The sequence below is a fragment of the Beggiatoa leptomitoformis genome, assembly GCF_001305575.3.
GTDB lineage: Bacteria > Pseudomonadota > Gammaproteobacteria > Beggiatoales > Beggiatoaceae > Beggiatoa > Beggiatoa leptomitoformis.
Genome location: NZ_CP012373.2, coordinates 1,101,365 through 1,120,651, shown reverse-complemented (window position 1 = coordinate 1,120,651; position 19,287 = coordinate 1,101,365). Strand labels below are relative to the sequence as shown.

The window sequence follows — 19,287 nt, the reverse complement described above, 5'->3', positions numbered from 1 at the left end:
GTATAAATCAGGCGGGAAAAGTAGCAGAAAGGAATGGAATTATAACAGGTGACGTAAAATAGCTTTAGCTATTTTATTTTTATACATAATTTTTAAAAAGTTAAGTGATAATTACCCATTAAATATTAAAACCTGTCTAAAGCAGAATTTACCGAGTGATGAAAATCGTTAAATTATTTAATAATCAATAGATTATAATTATCAAAGTGTCATCCGTCCTGAGCATTCTGATTCAGACAATTTTTTATTAATCTCAATAAATTATTCGCACATTCTTTTCGCCAATCAACGCCTTTAGCTGCGTAACCAGCGCGTCACTCGGTTTGATTTTCCACGCTTGTCCCAGTTGAATATCAACTTTTGCATCGGTGCGCATGTATTCAATCCAAACAGGAACTTGTCCTTGTCTATGGGGGTTTAAAATATCTATCAGCGATTGGACTAACGCATTATTTTTAGCCTGTTCAGGATAAATACTCATCGTTAAATGGCGAGCATAGGTTTCACGGGCTTCTGCTAACGTTAAAACCGTTGTCGCCGTCATACTATAACCACCTGTAAAATCATCGTCGCGAATTTCACCCTCAGCAATCAGCAAACAATCTTTTGCCAATTTATCTTTAGCGGCGTTATAAATCTCTGAATAAACTAAAACATCTAAACGAGCCGTATTGTCATCTAAGGTTAAAGAGGCCATGCGCCCCCGTCGGCTATTTATCGTGCGGACACCAATGATTAAACCTGCAACTTTTGCCGTTTGATATTTATCTGTTGGGCGAACTGCGGATAAACGTGTTGGAACTAATTGACTAATTTCAGCAAGATATTGATTAATAGGATGTCCGCTTAAATACAAACCTAAACTGTCTTTTTCCCCTTCTAAGCGTTCAATCTCTGACCAATCAGCAACATCAATAAAGGGTGGATTATCAGGTTCATCCGTCGTTTTAGGCGCGCCACTCATACCAAAAATATCATTTTGTCCGATACTACTATTTGCAACATGGCGTTCTGCCAGTTTTATCGCTGTGTCCAATGACGCGCTCATAACAGCACGATTTGGTGCAAGTTTATCCAATGCACCTGCTTTGGTTAAGGCTTCTAAAACCCGCCGATTGGCTTTGCGTAAATCCACACGCCGACAAAACTCAAATAAATCCTTAAATTTTCCGTTTTTATTACGTTCATTAATAATGCCTTCTAACGCGCCCTCACCAACGCCTTTAATCGCGCCCAACCCATAACAAATAGCTCGATTTTGGTCATCAGTAACCGTAAATTTATATTCAGATTCATTAACATGCGGCGGTAAAACCTTTAACCCCATTTCACGGCACGCATCAATCAACATTACAACTTTATCAGTGTTATCCATGTCGGAGGATAACACCGCCGCCATAAAGGCCGCAGGATGATGGGCTTTTAGCCACGCAGTTTGATAGGAAATCAGTGCGTAAGCAGCAGAGTGGGAGTTGTGAACAATTAAATCATTGGCAATAAAATTATGCGTGTCGTCCACTTCTAAATCATAAGTCATTGCATTACCAACAGGTATGATGCTGATAATTTCTTCCCAAAAAATATCGGGCGTGAATGTATTATTTCGCGTTTGTGTGCTGTTAAGTTGTGCAAGCGACGGTTGCCCTAAACATTGCACGCGATAACTTTCTAAATCTGTTGTAATTTGGCTAACGATGGCAAAGCGCAGGAGTAAATGTTGTAGTTGATGGGCTAGTATTAACGATTTAACGATAAAAAAAGACTGATTATTACCAAATTTTATGCTGTATTTACCCAGTAAAAGGGCTAAACAGGGTTGATTTAGACGGAAAACGGTGGATGGAAATGCAGTTGTTTCATTGGCAAGGTCGTTTAACTGGGATTCGTCAGCGGTTTCTTGTCCTGCAAGGGGTAAGTAGCTGGGGGCGGCGATATGTTGCCCTGCCTGTAGCTGTTCTAGGGCTTGCCAGCCATTAGCGGTTAAAAAAGGATGATTAGCCGTTGCTGTAACCTGTTTGCCCGTGCTGGTCGTGAGGGTGAAAACAGGTTTTATACCGTTTTCCATTACTTGCACTACATGGCTTTTGCCAATTTTCTTATCGGTTTGTAGGCTTAGAACGTGGCTTAAACCGTGTTGATAAAGCTGTTCTATGCGGTGCAATTCACCGGTGTTGGGGTCAGCAATGAGGGTTTCACCCGTGAGACATTTATTAAATCCATAGCCTGCAAATTTTTCCACTAAGTCAAATACATAACCTGCTGTATCTGCTTTAATTTGATTAGTTACCGCACCATCGATGAAACCTGTGCGTTGTTTTGCCATTTCTTCAGGCTTTTTCTTCCCCATTGCGCGGCGTAATAAGTCCGCACCGCCTAGTGTGTAGCCTGACAAAACCTGTGCAATTTGCATTACTTGCTCTTGATAAACAATAACCCCATACGTTGGCTTAAGAATCCCGACAAGCCCTTGGTTATTATCTAAATCTGCATGTAAGTATTCTATTTTTTCCCGTCCATGCTTCCGATTAATAAAATCATCTACCATGCCTGATTGTAAAGGGCCTGGGCGAAATAGCGCGACTAACGCAACAATATCTTCAAAACAATCGGGTTGTAGGCGTTTGATTAATTCTTTCATACCGCGCGATTCCAATTGAAACACGGCGGTTGTATTGGCTTTTTTTAATAAATCATAAGTGGGGGCATCATCTAGCGGGATTTGTATGATGTCTAATGGGGTATCGATGTAGGAATTAATAATTTCTAATGCCCATTTAATAATCGTTAGCGTCCGCAAGCCTAAAAAGTCGAACTTGACCAAACCCGCTTCTTCCACATCACTTTTATCAAATTGGGTGACTAAACCGCCTTCTTTTTCTTCACAATATAGTGGGGAAAAATCGGTTAAAACGGAGGGAGAGATAACGACCCCCCCCGCATGTTTACCTACGTTACGGGTTAATCCTTCTAATTTCCTACCCATATCAATGAGTTCACGGACTTCTTCTTCTTGTTCATAGCGAGTGCGTAAGGTTTCTTCTACTTCTAAGGCTTTTTCTAGTGTAATTCCGATTTCAAAGGGAATTAGTTTGGCAATTTTATCCACAAATCCATAGGGATGGTCGAGTACACGTCCTACGTCGCGCACGACGGCTTTTGCTGCCATTGTGCCATAGGTAATAATTTGGGAAACTTTATCATGTCCATATTTATCTGCGACATAGCGAATAACGGTATCTCGTCCTTCCATGCAAAAATCAATATCAAAGTCGGGCATGGATACCCGTTCAGGATTTAAAAATCGTTCAAACAGTAAATCGTAGGGTAATGGGTCTAAATCTGTTATTTTTAAGGCGTATGCAACCAGTGAGCCTGCACCTGAACCGCGCCCCGGTCCAACGGGAATGTTGTTATCTTTTGCCCATTGAATAAAGTCAGCAACGATTAAAAAATAGCCGGGAAACCCCATGTTGATAATAACGTCTAGCTCGATTTGTAAGCGTTCATCGTAGGGTTTGCGCTGTTTGGCGAAATCAGCTGAATGGCTATCAAATTGTTTTAACATGCGTTCTTCTAATCCACGCGCGGCTTGCTCACGGAAAAATTCATCCATGTTTTTGCCTTCGGGAATAGGGAACAGGGGTAAAAAAGGTTTACCGAGAGAGAGTTCTATATTGCAGCGTTGTGCAAGTTGCCATGTATTTTCAATTGCTTCTGGAATATCTGAGAATAATTCCGCCATTTCTTCGGGCGTGCGTAAGTATTGTTCGGGGCTGTAATTTTTGGGACGGTTGGGGTCGGTAATGGTGCGCCCTTCATGTATGCACACGCGGATTTCATGCGCATCAAAATCGCTTTTGTCTAAAAAGCATACGTCATTGGTCGCAACAACGGGCGTTTGTGTTGCTAAGGCTAGTTCAACCGCAGCATGTAGATAAGTTTCTTCGTTAACGCGCCCTGTACGCATGAGTTCTATATAAAATCTGTCAGGAAACAGTGTTTTCCATGCGTTTAGATGTTGTTGGGCAACGTTGGTATTTCCATTGATTAAGGCTTGTCCAATATTGCCATATAGTCCACCCGATAGGGCGATTAATCCTTCTGTTGCACCGACTAACCAATCCCAATGAATATAGGGAACACCTTTTTGTTGTCCTTTGATGTAGGCATCGGAAACAAGGCGAGTGATATTTTTATAGCCTTGTTTATCTTGGCAAAGTAGTAAAATACGGGAGCTTTCACCGCTGGGATGTAGGATGAACGCATCAACGCCTGCAATGGGTTTTATGCCTGCGGATTGTGCGGTTTTAACGAATTTGACGAGTCCGAATAAATTATTCAGGTCGGTCATTGCAACGGCGGGCATTTCTGCCTTTTCTACCGCTTTAATCAAGCCCTTAAGACGAATAAGGCTATCGACAAGAGAGTATTCTGTGTGGCAACGAAGGTGAATAAAACGGGACATGGTAGCAAATGGGCGTGCAGGAAAAATGGGGCTTAGTGTAGCCTTTTTAGGTTGAAAAATGTAAGGGTGAATTTATTTATTCATTGATATTCTTATATTTCTAAAAATTTCCCCGTGCTTGCTTGCCAAGCTGCTATGGGTACTATCGCTGGAAATGGTGTTATCCATCTTTTTCATTCGCCATCCTACACGGGTTATCATTTCTTTCATTAACCATTGTAATCAATCCTTAAAAGTTATAAAGTGTTTTATAATGCTGAATTATATGATAAATAAATAGAAAGCTGTTCATAATCTATAAAAAACGCTATAAACTAGGGTAGAGAAAAAGTAGTGTTAAAGATAAAAAAGATAAATGTAATCATGTCCTCAATCAGGATTTTCAACATTGACAGCTATAAAAAACTGTTGCATTGATAATTCTGTTTCAGACCGTCTCTCATTAAGAAAATGACTTATGCTTACTAGGCACTACCCAGTTATCAAATAATCGGCTTATGTTAGCCAACGAATCGCCTTCGCTATTCTTGCCCTCATTTTAAATATATACGCATTATGACAACTCATATTCATAAAACCGCGCTAGTCCCTTATTTAGTTCATGATATGTACGCACTGGTTAGTCGGATAGAAGATTATCCCGATTTTTTGCCATGGTGTAAGTCAACCCGTGTGCTTTCTACTCAGGGGACAGAAGTTAATGCAAGTATTACGATGGGGCGCATAGGATTGGATAAGTCGTTTACTACACGTAACGTATTAATCCCTAATACATCTATTGAAATGCACTTGATGGAAGGCCCTTTTAGTCATTTATATGGTAAATGGCTGTTTGAGCCTTTGGGTAATGAGGGGTGTAAAATTACATTAGATATGCAATTTGAGATTTCTAATCCTTTGCTACGTATTAGTTTAAAACCTATTTTTACTAAAATAGTAGATACATTAATGGATTCGTTTATTCAACAAGCCTATGAACGGTTTAATACGGTCTAGCGTTATAGGAGTTTGCAATGGATACCCTCATTCACATTGAAGTGGCATACGCGAAACAGGCAGAACAGGCAATTATTCCATTGACCGTGCCAAATAATACAACTGCCGAACAAGCAATTGAATTATCTAATATTAAAACTCGTTTTCAGGAAATTGATTTAACACAACAAAAAATTGGTATTTTTAGTAAAATCTGTGCATTAGATACAGTATTACAAGAAGGTGATAGGGTAGAAATTTATCGTCCTCTGATTGCTGATCCTAAACTTGTTCGCAAACAGCGGGCAGATGAGGGGAAAAAAATGAAAAAAGGAGGCGGGGATATCTAACGCAGTAGGTGCGACAACTGTCGCACCATTACATATTCCAACGGTCACAAAATATATTTATTTCTGTTCTGCTGGTTTAGTGGGTTCAATAGCCGATGGTGTAGGCGTAGGTGTTGTTTCTGGAACAGTCTTAGGCGTGGTTTCTGTTGTTGGTTTTGCCGTTGCCTTCATTGCTTTGTATTCTTTTTCTGCTAAATAATCCACGACTTTTAGTAGATTGTCATATCCGCCCGCTTTATCGCTAGATAATAAATACTTACCATTCACCACGATAGCAGGAACACCAGTCGCGCCATAGCCGACACTTAACACATTTGCCCGTCGCATTTTGCTATCTACGCTAAAAGAACTGAACGTCTTTTTAAAGTCGTCCTCGCTCACTCCATTTTCCGTAAATACCGCCATAATAGAAGCTTCATCAGACAATTTACGCTTTTGCACGTGAATGGCGTTAAATAATGCTGTGTGTAATTTACTCACAACGCCTAATGTCTCGGCGGTATAAAAAGCCTTTGCGTGTAACGCCCAATTATTGTTAAAGACTGCAGGCACATGCACATAGTCGATATAATCTGCCTTCTTGGCTGACCATGCTTGTAAATACGGTTCAAACGCAAAACAATGTGGGCAACCGTACCAAAACAGCTCTGCAACTTCTACTTTGTCACTATTTGCAGTAGGTTGAGGGGGATTGATTAACGTGTAAGCATCCTTGTATAGCTCTTCTTCTGCATGAGCAACAGGTAACACGGCATTTATACCAATAAAACCAATGGTAAATAATTGTAATAACCAACGTTTCATAAATTTTTCCTATCCTAATGATGAACAATATCAGTTTATCGCTAAATCTCAGTTTACCATACTCATGTTTAAGAAAATGCGGGTTACAAAATTGTAATACAGTCATCAGTTTGCCTGTTTTACTGCGGTTACATAATGTGGATTTTCATCAGCGAGGACAATGCCTTTTTCTGAACTAACCATCGGGATAACATGATATTCCAATGCCTCATCATCCGTAGAGTAAATGTGCCAAATCAATGCAAAACAAACAATAGGCTCAAAACTATCCGCCCCATTTTGATCTCGAAAAACCGCCTGCCAACCGTCCGCAGGCATGATTTGCATAATTTTACGTTTACGCATGTTTTTTCCTCATAAATAATTTAGAAAAAATGAGTTCATTTCTAAAATAGATAAATAATCCTACGCGCATGACAAAAAATCGTTATTAAGAATGATTTGTTATAACAAACAGCGTAGATAGAGCCTGTTTAGAATCTTTCGTTACCTGCTTACAACAAGAAACAAAAAAGGTAAGATACTTAAGTGTTTTTCCGTATTGTTTAAAGTATAAATATATTGCCGTCAGAGATACATCACTATGCGTTCATTTTAAAAGTACGTAGAATAAGTTTTTTTCAAACCGTATAATCAAGCTAATCCTTATTTTTTAATCAGTAATCTTGCGAACCATTCAACATCCCTGATGATCCCTTTAGAGAAAATTATTGTTCTCAGTAAAGTACCTTTGTTTTCTACGCTAAAAACGGAAGATATTCATAGAATATCGACCATTGCGAGCGAAGAAGCATACGAAGATGGTCACACTTTATTTTATGAAGGGGACGTAGGCGATAGACTGTACATTGTGGTTACAGGACAGGTGACAATTTTAAAAAATAAAGGGGGAATGGAAATACCTATTGCAACCTTAAAAGAAAACGACTTTTTGGGTGAGCTCGCATTGTTTGATGCAGAAACACGCACAGCAACAGCTCGTTGTAGTGGGTCTAGTACATTTTTAGTGATAGACCGTAATGATATGGAGCAGTTAGCACACGAATATCCTGCCATTGCGTTTGGTTTTATTAAAGTATTGATTAGTCGTATGCGTGGTATGCTAAACAATACCAAAAATTAGAGTCTTAAGTCATGCCAGTTAAACTCACGCGTTTATTAAGTAGCTTATTCTCGATTAAACCCAACGAGTGGGATGGTGTTGTTTATTTTTTTCTCGTTTTTCTCGTCTTTTCTTTTGGAGCAAGTTTTGCCCGCAGTATTGGTATGGCATTGCTCATTCAAAACCTGCCCGGTCAACTGCCTTTAATGTTCATTTTAATCGACCTTTCTGTCATGGTCGGTTCTATTACTTATGCAAAATACACTAAAAAAATCAGTGGATTATATATTTTAAAGTTTTTCTTTGTCGCAATGGCAATCTTTGCGTTTATTATTCAATGCTTACTCATAATCGTTCTAAACTGGCTGCCCTCATTTACATGGATTTATGGACTCTTTTTTGTCGGATTTTTCTTTTTCTATGTATTGATTTTTATTCATATTGGTAGCGTTGTTGCCTCTTATTTTAATGCCGTGCAGGTTAAGCGCGTTACAACCGTGATTAATGCAGGTATTCCGATTGGCGGTACACTGGGCGGTTTAGTGCTAGTCACCTGTTTAAACATATTTCATCTCCCGCCAAACTATCTTATTTTAGTCTTAGGATTATCTTGTTTAGGCGTTATAGGCTTACTTAAAATTATTAGTACGCGTTTAAGCCCTGTCCGCTCTAGTGTTTCAGAAACACGAGGTAATAATAAAACCCCTTTCCGTGAGCTAGTCAGTGCTTTTAAATATATTATAAACTCGCGTCTTATGATTTTTATGTCATTAGGGCTTATATTCTTTGTTATTGCTAATAAATTACTAGAATATCAATATCAAGTTATTATATATCCATCTATTTATCCTGATACCACATCACGCGCTTCTTTTTTCGCCTTTTACGAAATTTTTGCCAATTTAACCTGGCTATTTATTCAACTCTTTGTAACATCACGCCTGATTGTTGGCTTGGGTGTTGGCGTTACCAATCTCATCTATCCCGTTCTTGCTGCAACAGTGAGTGTCGGCTTATTAATGTATTTCTATTGGAATCCCTACACCCCGAATGCTGTAGATAATAATTTGTTTTTAATGTTATTACTTGCTGTAACCACACAATTTGTTAATCAAGAAATGCGCGGGGCATTACGTACACCTGCAAATAATTTATTGTTTAATGCAATTCCCCCCAATCAATGGGGAGTTAATAAGGCCTTTTTAAATGGCATTATTTTTCCCTTTTCTACCACGATTGCGGGTGGCTTTTTAATCTTTATGACGGGAGATAGCCATTTTTTAAGCATAACGCAACTAAGTTACGTTTTACCCGCTATTGCCTTAATCGCTTCCGTACTGGGTATTTTCATTGCTTTCCCCCAATGGTCGGCTTATAACGATGGTGTGTTTGGTTTACTCAATCGTGAGTTATTTGACCGTAATATTGAAATCGGTTCTGGTAAAAATAGTGACTTACGTTCTGTTATTGATGAAAAACTCAATAGCCACGATTCACATCATGTTATTGCTGCATTAGAAATGATACGCCTTTTACAATTGAGTCAATTTAGTAACCAAGTTGGTAATTTAATGCTCAAAGTGCAGCGCATGGAAATTGAAGAAACAAAACCGTTAGAATTAGAAGCCAAACACTTTGAAATAGATTCAAAACGATTGAAAAATGAGGCAAAACATTTACCCGCAGGTTCAACAGAACGGATTGAAATAGAAGAACAAGTAACGATTAGTCGGAATAAATTAAATCAAACACGCAATTTATTAGCGTCGATAAAAAGTAGTCATTTTGATATTAAAAAACATTGCCTTGATACGCTTGCAGTTTTGCCACAATCGCATACGAATGCAAGCTATTTTGCCGAAATGTTACACGTTGAAACAGATCCCGTTATTTTGGCAATCGCTTTAAAGCATCTCTCTCTTTTTAATAATGTTAATTTAAACGCTCAAGTAGAAAAATTTTTATCCCACAGTACATCACAGGTATTTATAGAAGCGGCGTTATGTTTACATAAACATCCTGATTATCGAGGAAAAAAAGGGGTTGCCGATAAAATTTTACACCGCCTGCAAGAAAATCGAAATTCATCAGAATTACCCTTATATTTGTACGCATTAGGTGAACTAAAACAACAGCAATATATTTTCTATTTGTTGCCTTATTTAGATAGTAATCCGCGCCCTGATGTTCAGCTAGCGGCGTTGATGGCTTATATGCGTATGTTAGAAGGACAATTAGACCCTTATAAAGATCGATTAATCACTGCGTTATCCTCTGAAGATAATCGTATGCGAATCACGGCATTACAAGCCTTAAAAGAGTGTCAACCGCTGACTGATTGGACAACCGTTATTGAGTTGTTGGGTGCAAAAGACCATGCCGTTGTGAATGAGAGTAAAGAGTTATTACGCTTAAGTTTAGGGGTTTGTCGTAATGCTTTAGTAAAACAACTCTTTACAGAGGATATATCCGTTCAACAACGCTTTGAAATTTTGTCTTTGGTTTATTCCCGTCTGAATGAGTTACAAAAAGAACGGTTGCGACAAATGGCGGATAAAGCCTTACAGACATTTATTTGTTTAAATTGTTTGATTCGCTTACATCGCCAAGCAGAAAAAAACGGTAAAGCACATGATTTAATTACTAAATTGTTAGAAGAAATGGCGGAAAACCAGATTTTACATATCCTAACGGTTATTACTTACGAAACAGAAGGGAATTTAGAATTTTTTCAACGGGTAACGCGCGGTTTATTATCTGGCAGTCGGGCAAATCAAGGCAATGCATTAGAAGTTTTATTAAATGCAGGTGAAAAGTTTTTAACTGAGCGTATTGTAAAGTATTTTGATGAGCGATTTACCGATATTCAGGCTTATCATCGGGTGCATCTTTTATTGTATGGTGAACCGTTAGAAATTACTGTGGATAATTATGAAATACACATGTTTGCATTAAAAAATGATTTGCTTAAAGCATGTTTGTTTTATAACTATAAAGATCAGGCAAAAATGCCACGTTTGGTATTGACAAAAAAATCCCGCGAATTGTTGATTGATAAACCACGTAAAGCCGTTGCAGCTTAGTCATGTGGGTTAGTTTGTGTCTGTTTGTTTAATTTTACTATTTTGTGAGTTCTGATTCGGGTAACGCATATCCTCAACATTATTTTCATGCGTTATATTTGATTTAATAAACTATTTTGCAGGGAATTGTACATGTTATCAGAAAATGCTAAAGCGATTGTTAAGGCAACAACGCCCGTTTTAAGAGAGAAAGCGGTAGAAATCGCAACCAGAATGTATGACATACTCTTTACACAACATCCTGAACTCAAATTATTATTTGTGAATGCACCACAAGCCCAGCCAACGGTATTAGCACAGGCGATTATCGCTTATTGTAACAATATTGATAATTTGGGGGCTTTAACGGGTGCAATCGGAAAAATTACTGATAAACACGTGGTAACGCAGGTAAAAGCTGAGCATTATCCGCTCGTAGGGGCAGCATTACTGCAAGCGATTCGTGATGTATTGGGGAGTGCAGCAACCCCCGAGATTATTAACGGTTGGGCTGAGGCTTATCAGTTTTTAGCGGATGTGCTGATTAAAATAGAACAAGAAAAGTATGCAAAACTGGGATAGTTTGTATTGCTTATAGCTGTTAACTCAGTGGCGAATTTAATTCGCCCTTTGTTTTATTTATGTTTGGCATAGTCGTTCGATCATCGTTATTAGATGTTTTAAGGTAATGGGTTTGCTTAAGTAGTCGGTCGCGCCAATGGCAAGACATTTTTCACGGTCACCCGGCATTGCCATTGCGGTTAGAATAACAATGGGAATATGTGCAGTTTTCACATTTGCACGGATTTGTTGGGTAACAGACAAACCATCTAACTCAGGTAGTTGAATATCTAGTAAAATTAAATGTGGTGCTTGTGTTTGCGCCCACTGTAGAGCCTGTGTACCTGTTTCTGCTAGGGTTACGTTGTAGCCAATGTTTTCTAAATAGTCGCAAAGTCCTTGCGCAGTAATGATGTTATCTTCAACCAGTAAAATGTTTATTTGGGTTGCTGGGCGAATAACAGTATGTTTTTGTTCTATAAGTGCTGTATTAGTTTGTTGTTTTTCTAAGTCTGTTTGCCAAGGTAAGCCAACAATAAAATGGCTACCAAAGAGCGGTTCGCTAGCGACATTAATGCTACCACCGTGTAATTTCACCAGATGATAGACCAGATTTAACCCCAAGCCTGTCCCTTCATATTCTTTATTTTCCTTTTTATTCAGTTGGACAAACGCGGTAAATAGGCGTTTTTGATCCTCAAGGGAAATGCCAATTCCTGTATCCCAAACAGTAAAAAATATTTGTTTTTGTGCGGCATTAGTGTGTACTTTTAACCCAATTGTGCCTTTAACAGGGGTGAATTTAATGGCGTTATTTAAAAGATTGACGAGTATTTGCTTGAGTCGTCGTTCATCGCTGTAGAGCATTAAGCCAATTTCAGCAATGTCAAAATGTAGTTGTTGTTTTTTCTGATGCGCCATTTGTCGAACAAGACGTAAACTGGCTTGGCAAACGGGTTCAACAGCAAGAAGTTGTAAATTGAGTTCTACTTTATCGGCTTCAATTTTGGCGAGGTCTAAAATATCGTTGATGAGTGAAAGTAGATGTCGTCCACTTTCTTCAATGACATGTAGAAAATGTTGCTGTCGGCTATTGAGTTCGCCATACGTGCCTTCTTGCAACCCTTCAGCAAGAATGAGGAGTGAATTAAGTGGGGTACGGAGTTCATGGCTCATATTTGCAATAAATTCCGTTTTGGCACGACTGGCAATTTCCGCGCTTAATTTACGGCGGTTAGCATCTTCCGCGCTCAGATGCGCAATAACACCATGTATTTTATTGGCAATGGTTTCTATTGCATGGCGACTATTGGGGGAAATATGTTGGTAGATATGGGAGGCGAGTTGCATTGCACCAATAATTTTGCCTTCATTTTGTATAGGTAGAATAGCCGTTGCTTGCAACCCTTCGCTGGCTAAACAGGCGATACGTGCGAGGGGTAAATCCTTAAAGTGGGCATAGAGTGAATGTCCTGCCTGTGTTAGCTGTGCTTCTACGCTGTTTGCAGGGTAGTAGTGCGTTTTAGCAACAAAGGTGTCGGTTAGCCCTGTATGTGCAATAAGGGATAAATCACCTGATTCGGGGTGTGAAAGATAGACACCACCGCAGTCAATTTCGCGAATTTGACAGCAGGCTTCTAAAATTTGTTGGCTCGCGCTGCTTAAATCGGTTGCCGTGATAAGATTAAAACTAAGATCGCGTTGAATACGTAATAAATTTTCCGCGTGTTTACAGTCACTTATATCAGTAAAACTTGTAAAAATTTTATCTACCTGTGTGTTATCACCGCTTAAAATCGGTAAACTTTCCACTCGTACATAAAGTAATTCTTTATTGACGGCACAAATAATTTCTAGCTCACAGAGTTGGCGGTTTTTCTGCTGGCATAAGGTTTGTATGTGTTGATGAAAAACGGATTGTGATGGCTTGGTTAAATAAGAAAAAAGCGATTCATTTTTAGTAAAATATGGCTTTATCCCCAATAGTTGTGTAGCTCTTAAATTGGTTTCTAAAATATCACCCTGTATATTAAGAGTGAAATAGGCAACAGGGGTGAAATTATATAAGTCAAAATATCTGTTTTTCAGTGCTGCAAAAGCATCCTGTGTTTGACGTAATACTTCGTTTTGCGTTTCTAATTTAATTTTATTCGTACTAAGTGCTTGAAGTAGAGCGGTCATTTCATCTGCATGAATCATAACTTCTGTTTGTCCGTTAGTCCGCTGTTGAAGCGATAACTCAGCTCTTGCGTAAATATCATCTATGGACATAGTTTATTATCCCTCAGTTAAAGAGAAGTCGTAAAAACGCATAACCCATAGTTGTTAAAATCGCTTGATAGTTATATGCCCATCCACAAAACGAGGACACAATAAATCGGGCATTTGCATAATGAATAATAGCAATGACAGATGAATACCTGATTATTTTTCACAATGATAATACATTAACGCAATGATGTAGATTAAAAACGTGATTCATTAACCTAATTTTTATAAGGTAATCACACCTTCAGTTTAGTATGTTAAACCGTTTTCTGTTTTTTTAGGAAATTAACAATGTCACCACTCAATATTCGTATGGAACATGCTGTTCAAGAAATGTTGGAGTTTAATAAAAAACTGGGAGAAGGGTTAAAAACGCTTGCAGACATTACCGACATAGATATAGGCTCAACCCCTAAAGAAGCGGTTTATAAAGAAGATAACTTAGTGTTATACCGCTACAAACCGATTGTTGACAATCCAAACCCTATCCCTCTACTAATTATCTACGCGCTCGTAAATCGCCCTTATATGTTAGATTTACAAGCCAATCGCTCCACAATTCGTGGCTTACTAGAAACAGGACAAGATGTTTACCTAATTGATTGGGGCTATCCTGACGAGGCAGACCGCTATTTAACCTTAGAAGATTATATTCATGGTTACATACACCGTTGTGTTAAAACACTTTGTAAACGACATGGAATTAATAAAGTTAATGTCTTAGGCGTGTGTCAAGGCGGAACACTAAGCGTTTGTTACAGCGCGTTATATCCGCAAAAAGTTAAAAACTTGATTACGATGGTAACACCTATTGATTTTCATACCCCTGATAACCTACTCAGCCACTGGTTAGAAAAAATTGATGTTGATTTGTTAGTGGATACAATGGGAAATATTCCCGGCGAACTATTAAACTGGACGTTTTTGTCCATGAAACCCTTCCGTCTAACAGGACAAAAATATTTAGAAATGGTGGACAGCTTACATAACACCGAAGCCGCTAAAAACTTTTTACGCATGGAAAAATGGATTTTTGATAGCCCCGACCAAGCAGGTGAAGCATTTCGCCAATTTACCAAATGGTTCTTTCAACAAAACGCCTTGATAAATAACAAACTTATCATAGGTGAAAAACGCGTTGATTTACAAAATATTACAATGCCCATACTCAATATTTATGCAACAGAAGATCATATCGTTCCACCCAAAGCCGCCATTGCCTTAAAAAAACTGGTTAAAAGCACAGATTATCAAGAACTCGCACTCAAAGCAGGACACATTGGCATTTATGTCAGTGAACGCGTACAAAAAACCATGCCCAACACGATAGGAAGCTGGCTAGACACACATGATTAAATTCTCAATAAAATGAATAATAATGAAAACTCGGCTACATTTTCCACACAATTTACTATTATCATTAGTATCTGATTGCTAGCAATCCTGCCAGCTATATAAAGAGATTACTTCCATCCACTGGTTTACAAAAGGAGTTTATATCGTGTTTAAGCGTGTTTTAGGGCTACTACCTTTTATTCTTTTCAGTCTGCCAAGCTACGCGGATAACTTGGACAAAGTACAACAAGCCCTTGAAAAAAAATTACAAGCTGCACGTGAGGCAACCTCAAACAAGCGTTTTTATAACGAAGGGGGTAAATGTCTGGACATAGGCGGAAACCCAAATGAAGCAGGCACAAACGTGCAAATATGGGATTGTAATGATGCCCCCAATCAAAAATGGCGACTAGAAGGTGGAAAGCTCATTAACGAAGCGGGTAAATGCCTAGATGCGGGGGGTGATGTGAAAAAAGCAGGCACAAACGCCCAAATCTGGGGATGCAATGACGCACCCAATCAACAATGGCGATTAGAAGGCGGACGCTTGGTTAATGCGGGTGGAAAATGCCTAGATGTGGGTGGTGATATTAATAAAGTGGGTACAAATGTCCAAATTTGGGATTGCAATGACGCACCCAACCAGAAATGGCATTGGTAACAAATTATCGTAACGTATTTTAGAACAGGGATGAATTCATTCATTCCTGTTTGTTAAGATTAATGAAATTAAGAGCTTACTTATTGAAAAATGCTGACTTAATTAAACAGCACGTTGTGGCGTATAGCTTATTTAGGCAACTGCGCGAGTAGTTAAAACAAGTACGGTACTTATTTTAGAGAGGATTTAAGCGGAGAATTTTTTCTCTAGCAACTGTTTTATTTCTAATAATTGCTCTTTAACTAATGGGTAATCATTGGTAAGTTTAGCTACACTGTTTTGAAGCTGTTGTATATCTTCTTTTAATTTATTGTCTGAGGAGATGTTTTCCTCAACCATACGGGTAGTGATAGAAAAACACAACTTTCTTAGCCTCAACTCAAGGTTTTGACTAAGCGTTAAATTAGATACTCTTATTTTATTTAAGGAGTTTTTAGCTAATTTATAATAATATTTACTATCTTCTATACTCATTCCTAATCCATTGTTTATTTCGAGTTTACGCACAAAAAACTCGAACGCATGAATGTAAAAGCGTTCACTTGACTTCAATAATTTAAATGTATTGTTCCACCAAAACAAAGCTTCTGGATACTTTTTTTGTTTGCAAAAAACATCAATTACTCCAAAGGCTAATACATATTTATATTTTGAACAATTAGGTAATTGTTGAACTATATCGATAAGCGAGAAGTCAACTTGTTCTAATCCTTCTAATAATATTTTTTCTGCTTCGAAATAACTTTTTTGTAATATGTAACCATATACCAGCTTATAGAGCTTTTGTGTGAGAGAAACTAGAAGTTCTTTTGCATCTATGCTGATACTATTTGTTTTTTTGCATATTAGATTTAATTGTCCAAAAAAATACGTATCATTTAATAAGTAAGTCTCCATGCGTGAATAGTTTTTAACTTGAAAGTAAAACTCAGCAAGCTCGCAAGATACTGTGATTTTTTTCTCAATTATATGTATCTCAATGTTATCTGGGTCTTGATGTTCATATAATCTTAAAAGTTCTAAATAATTATCTTCTATTGAAATCTCATTGTTTTCTGTTTTACTGTTAATTCGTAAGTTTTTAGCAATTAAAAAGAATACTTTGTAATCTGGAGCATATTTAATTGCTTGTGCAAAATTAAAGCTCGCTCTTCTATTGTCTTTTTGCTTGTGGCAAACAATACCACGATGTAAATATAAATCTGCAAGTATTTTCTGTTGTTTATAAAGATTTTTCTGATATTCTCTTAACTTATCATTTTTTCTATTTTTTATAGACTGATAACCGTCATTTTCACTGATTTTTTGTATTTCTTCTGAGTTTTTTAAAATCTCTAATGCTGCATCTAAATCAAACCTTTCAAAATCAACCCCTGTAATTTCTCCCTCATATATTTCTTTTACTGGAATTGGTGGATATTCTTTAGTCTTTAACACTTCGTTAACAATGGAGATAGCTCTCCTTAAATCAATACATTTTAAGTTAAAGGGCTTTCTTACTTCTTTTTGAATACCAACTAAATAAATTGTATTTTTTTGTTGTGTAAAAACACCACTACCAGATAATCCCCTAATATTTTTTGATTCTTTACAACCATAAGATGATAGTGATTTATCAGATGAAATAACTTCATATTGCGGATTTATCTCATCTGCAACTTCATGAGTTATATCATAAGAACAGCGATAAGATTCCAATTCTCCTCTATGATTCAGACGGTTAGCAGGATAGCCAAGAATGAAACACTCTTGAAAATCACTGTCTAAAATATTGAGTAACTCAATACTCTGTGACTGTAAATATGCGTTAACGCTTTCTTGATCAAGAACAAATATAGCAATATCATATTCATCGATAAATATACAATCGGTAAACAATAAGTTAGTAGATTTGTTTTGGATGAAATATTCAAGAGAAACATTATCACTATTTGGTTCTATATTAAAATTTTCAGTTTTAAATATGTGTTTTACAGTTAAAACATAATAAGTTTGTTTTCCTGATAATTCTTCAAAAACTTTTACGATAAAACCACTACCTGATGACGACTGTGCATTAAGGTAGTGCTAAAGAAGCAGTGATTTGTTATAATCATTAATGAAAAAAATAGTAGCCCCGATGTGATTTTCTATCTTCTTGGAGAAAGATAAGGTTTTCCTCACTAAACGACTGACACGCTGTCTTAACGTATTATTAAATCGCTCTATATGATTGGTCAGCCCCGTCTCCTTCCCTACCGCTTTATGCCGTTTACTCGGTAGAACTTTCTGGTACGCTTCCCAGAAGTCGGTGTAACAGACTGCACATTGCCGATATACCGCTGGGAGTGAGTCCCAGAGTGCTTGCGCTCCCTCCGCATCTCGCTTTCCAAAGGCAATCCCGACAACCTCTCGTGAGTCTCTATCTAACGCTAACCATACCCACACTTTCTGGCGACGCTGCCCAACAAATGACCACATCTCATCGCATTCTAAGCGCAACTGTCCTTTTTTTTAACCGCTTGTTCTAGTCTTTGTTGCGCATACAAACCATTGACATAATGTTGTAGCCATGTGCCTGAGATTCCCGTAACACGGGCTATTCCTCTTAACGAGAGTTTTTCTTTTAATAGCTTGTCCACCTGTGCCCACGTCTCTTGGCTTATGTATTTCTTGGTGGGTTGTTCTACAAATCTCCGTCCGCATTCGCGACATTTGTAGTTTTGTGTCCCTGTGCGGGTTTTTCCGTATTTCACGATGTGTGTCGCTTTACAGCTTGGGCAGGTTAGCATTTTAGGGACTCTTCTCTTTCTTCTGTTTTCTTATTTTAATATCACTTTCTCTTTAGCACTACCTATTTTTATTTAAATCAAGACATCTAATATCTATACGCCTGCTAAATAACTTATAGCCACTCGTTTTTTATATCTCTCCCTCAAACGAGTTATCAAAAAAATGAAGTTTTAAAAGTCTTAAATTTAATTAAAACAGATGAATCGACTCCACAAGACCGCGCATGGATGAAAGACGAATTTGCAGAGGCTGAGCTTTTGAAACAAGAGAAGGTGGGGTAAAGGTTGGGTTAGAAATTAACAAGCGACGGATATTGAGCGTTAAGATTGATTAAATTCTAACTTGAATTTATTGAAAAATATCCCCCATTTTGGGGGACAAGGGAGTTTCTTTTATCCTACGTTATTTGCGCAACGCTAGATTTGCCTCATAGTCATCTGTTAAGACATGCGAGGGTTTCGCAAAATAATAGTTTTTAAAAACAATTTATTAACGTTTATTTTGGTTTTTATTGTCCGTTCATAACAAATTCTCGTTCTAAACGGCGAAATTCTAAGCGAGCGAGCGGTAAACTGCCTGTATCACGATGTAAAACGGCATACATGAATAAAGCAGGTTGATGTTGAAAAACTCGAATAACATGATACTGTTTATCTACTGTAATCAAAATATCTTCAACAGGATTAGCTAATTGTAATAACTCTTTCAATTGTAACTCTGCTTTAACTACTTCTGTCGTTCCCGCAGCGGCTAATTCCATATCAAATTCCGTTTGCGTCGTTGCCATTCCCAAACACATACCAGATTCAATATCAACGATGGCAACTCCGATAATGCCTTTTAATTGCATGGCTTGTTGAATAGATTCTGTAATATTTGCCATTGTATTTCCCTTTTTTTGTTAATGCGTTATATCTATATTTATGATATTC

At 37.8% G+C, this 19,287-nt stretch carries 14 protein-coding genes; 7 read left to right on the top strand and 7 right to left on the bottom strand.

Features of this window, described 5'->3' with window-relative positions; genetic code table 11:
- Positions 1-253 precede the first annotated feature (253 nt).
- A complete protein-coding gene (dnaE, locus tag AL038_RS04680) occupies positions 254-4,465 on the bottom strand; it encodes a DNA polymerase III subunit alpha (RefSeq protein WP_062149709.1) in 4,212 nt (1,403 codons plus the stop codon).
- Positions 4,466-5,020: 555 nt separating this feature from the next.
- Here dnaE and AL038_RS04675 point away from each other — a divergent pair.
- A complete protein-coding gene (locus AL038_RS04675) occupies positions 5,021-5,461 on the top strand; it encodes a type II toxin-antitoxin system RatA family toxin (RefSeq protein ID WP_066246094.1) in 441 nt (146 codons plus the stop codon).
- Between the two features lie 17 nt (positions 5,462-5,478).
- Positions 5,479-5,790 (top strand): RnfH family protein, encoded by a 312-nt coding sequence (locus tag AL038_RS04670; RefSeq protein WP_062149703.1) that lies wholly within the window; start codon positions 5,479-5,481, stop codon positions 5,788-5,790.
- A 57-nt stretch (positions 5,791-5,847) separates the two neighbouring features.
- On the opposite strand, the gene AL038_RS04665 is transcribed toward AL038_RS04670, so the two are convergent.
- Positions 5,848-6,594 carry a thiol:disulfide interchange protein DsbA/DsbL gene (locus AL038_RS04665; RefSeq protein WP_062149700.1) on the bottom strand — a complete coding sequence of 249 codons (747 nt, stop codon included), beginning with the start codon at positions 6,592-6,594 and terminating at the stop codon, positions 5,848-5,850.
- A gap of 105 nt (positions 6,595-6,699) precedes the next feature.
- Positions 6,700-6,939, bottom strand: coding sequence for a hypothetical protein (locus tag AL038_RS04660; protein ID WP_062149697.1), 240 nt, complete (start codon positions 6,937-6,939; stop codon positions 6,700-6,702).
- Between the two features lie 343 nt (positions 6,940-7,282).
- On the opposite strand from AL038_RS04660, the gene AL038_RS04655 reads away from it, so the two are divergent.
- From AL038_RS04655 to AL038_RS04645, 3 genes are all read left to right on the top strand, one after another.
- Complete coding sequence (locus AL038_RS04655) at positions 7,283-7,717, top strand: cyclic nucleotide-binding domain-containing protein (protein ID WP_062149694.1); 435 nt, start codon at positions 7,283-7,285, stop codon at positions 7,715-7,717.
- Positions 7,718-7,728: 11 nt separating this feature from the next.
- The gene (locus tag AL038_RS04650) at positions 7,729-10,779 is read left to right on the top strand and encodes an MFS transporter (protein WP_062149692.1); all 3,051 of its coding nucleotides are present in this window, start codon (positions 7,729-7,731) and stop codon (positions 10,777-10,779) included.
- 132 nt (positions 10,780-10,911) lie between these two features.
- On the top strand, positions 10,912-11,340 hold the full coding sequence (locus AL038_RS04645) for a globin domain-containing protein (protein WP_062149688.1): 429 nt from the start codon (positions 10,912-10,914) through the stop codon (positions 11,338-11,340).
- A gap of 57 nt (positions 11,341-11,397) precedes the next feature.
- Here AL038_RS04645 and AL038_RS04640 read toward each other — a convergent pair whose 3' ends face one another.
- Entirely contained in the window at positions 11,398-13,590 is a 2,193-nt protein-coding gene (locus tag AL038_RS04640; RefSeq protein WP_062149685.1) for a hybrid sensor histidine kinase/response regulator, read from the bottom strand.
- Positions 13,591-13,878: 288 nt separating this feature from the next.
- Here AL038_RS04640 and AL038_RS04635 point away from each other — a divergent pair, with 288 nt between their 5' ends.
- Positions 13,879-14,943 (top strand): class III poly(R)-hydroxyalkanoic acid synthase subunit PhaC, encoded by a 1,065-nt coding sequence (locus AL038_RS04635; RefSeq protein ID WP_062149682.1) that lies wholly within the window; start codon positions 13,879-13,881, stop codon positions 14,941-14,943.
- Between the two features lie 145 nt (positions 14,944-15,088).
- Positions 15,089-15,583, top strand: coding sequence for an RICIN domain-containing protein (locus tag AL038_RS04630; protein ID WP_062149680.1), 495 nt, complete (start codon positions 15,089-15,091; stop codon positions 15,581-15,583).
- 186 nt (positions 15,584-15,769) lie between these two features.
- Here the strand turns inward: AL038_RS04630 and AL038_RS04625 are convergent, their stop codons facing one another.
- The 3 genes from AL038_RS04625 to AL038_RS04615 all read right to left on the bottom strand — a co-directional run bounded on the left by AL038_RS04625 (position 15,770) and on the right by AL038_RS04615 (position 19,238).
- The gene (locus AL038_RS04625) at positions 15,770-17,461 is read right to left on the bottom strand and encodes a hypothetical protein (RefSeq protein WP_062149677.1); all 1,692 of its coding nucleotides are present in this window, start codon (positions 17,459-17,461) and stop codon (positions 15,770-15,772) included.
- Positions 17,462-17,650: 189 nt separating this feature from the next.
- Positions 17,651-18,354 (bottom strand): IS1 family transposase gene (locus tag AL038_RS04620; RefSeq protein ID WP_414635091.1). Its coding sequence is split into 2 segments (ribosomal slippage): positions 17,651-18,075 and positions 18,075-18,354, totalling 705 coding nucleotides; the frame shifts between segments, so codons are not numbered across the junction.
- Between the two features lie 509 nt (positions 18,355-18,863).
- Complete coding sequence (locus tag AL038_RS04615) at positions 18,864-19,238, bottom strand: hypothetical protein (protein WP_062149671.1); 375 nt, start codon at positions 19,236-19,238, stop codon at positions 18,864-18,866.
- Positions 19,239-19,287: the final 49 nt, after the last annotated feature.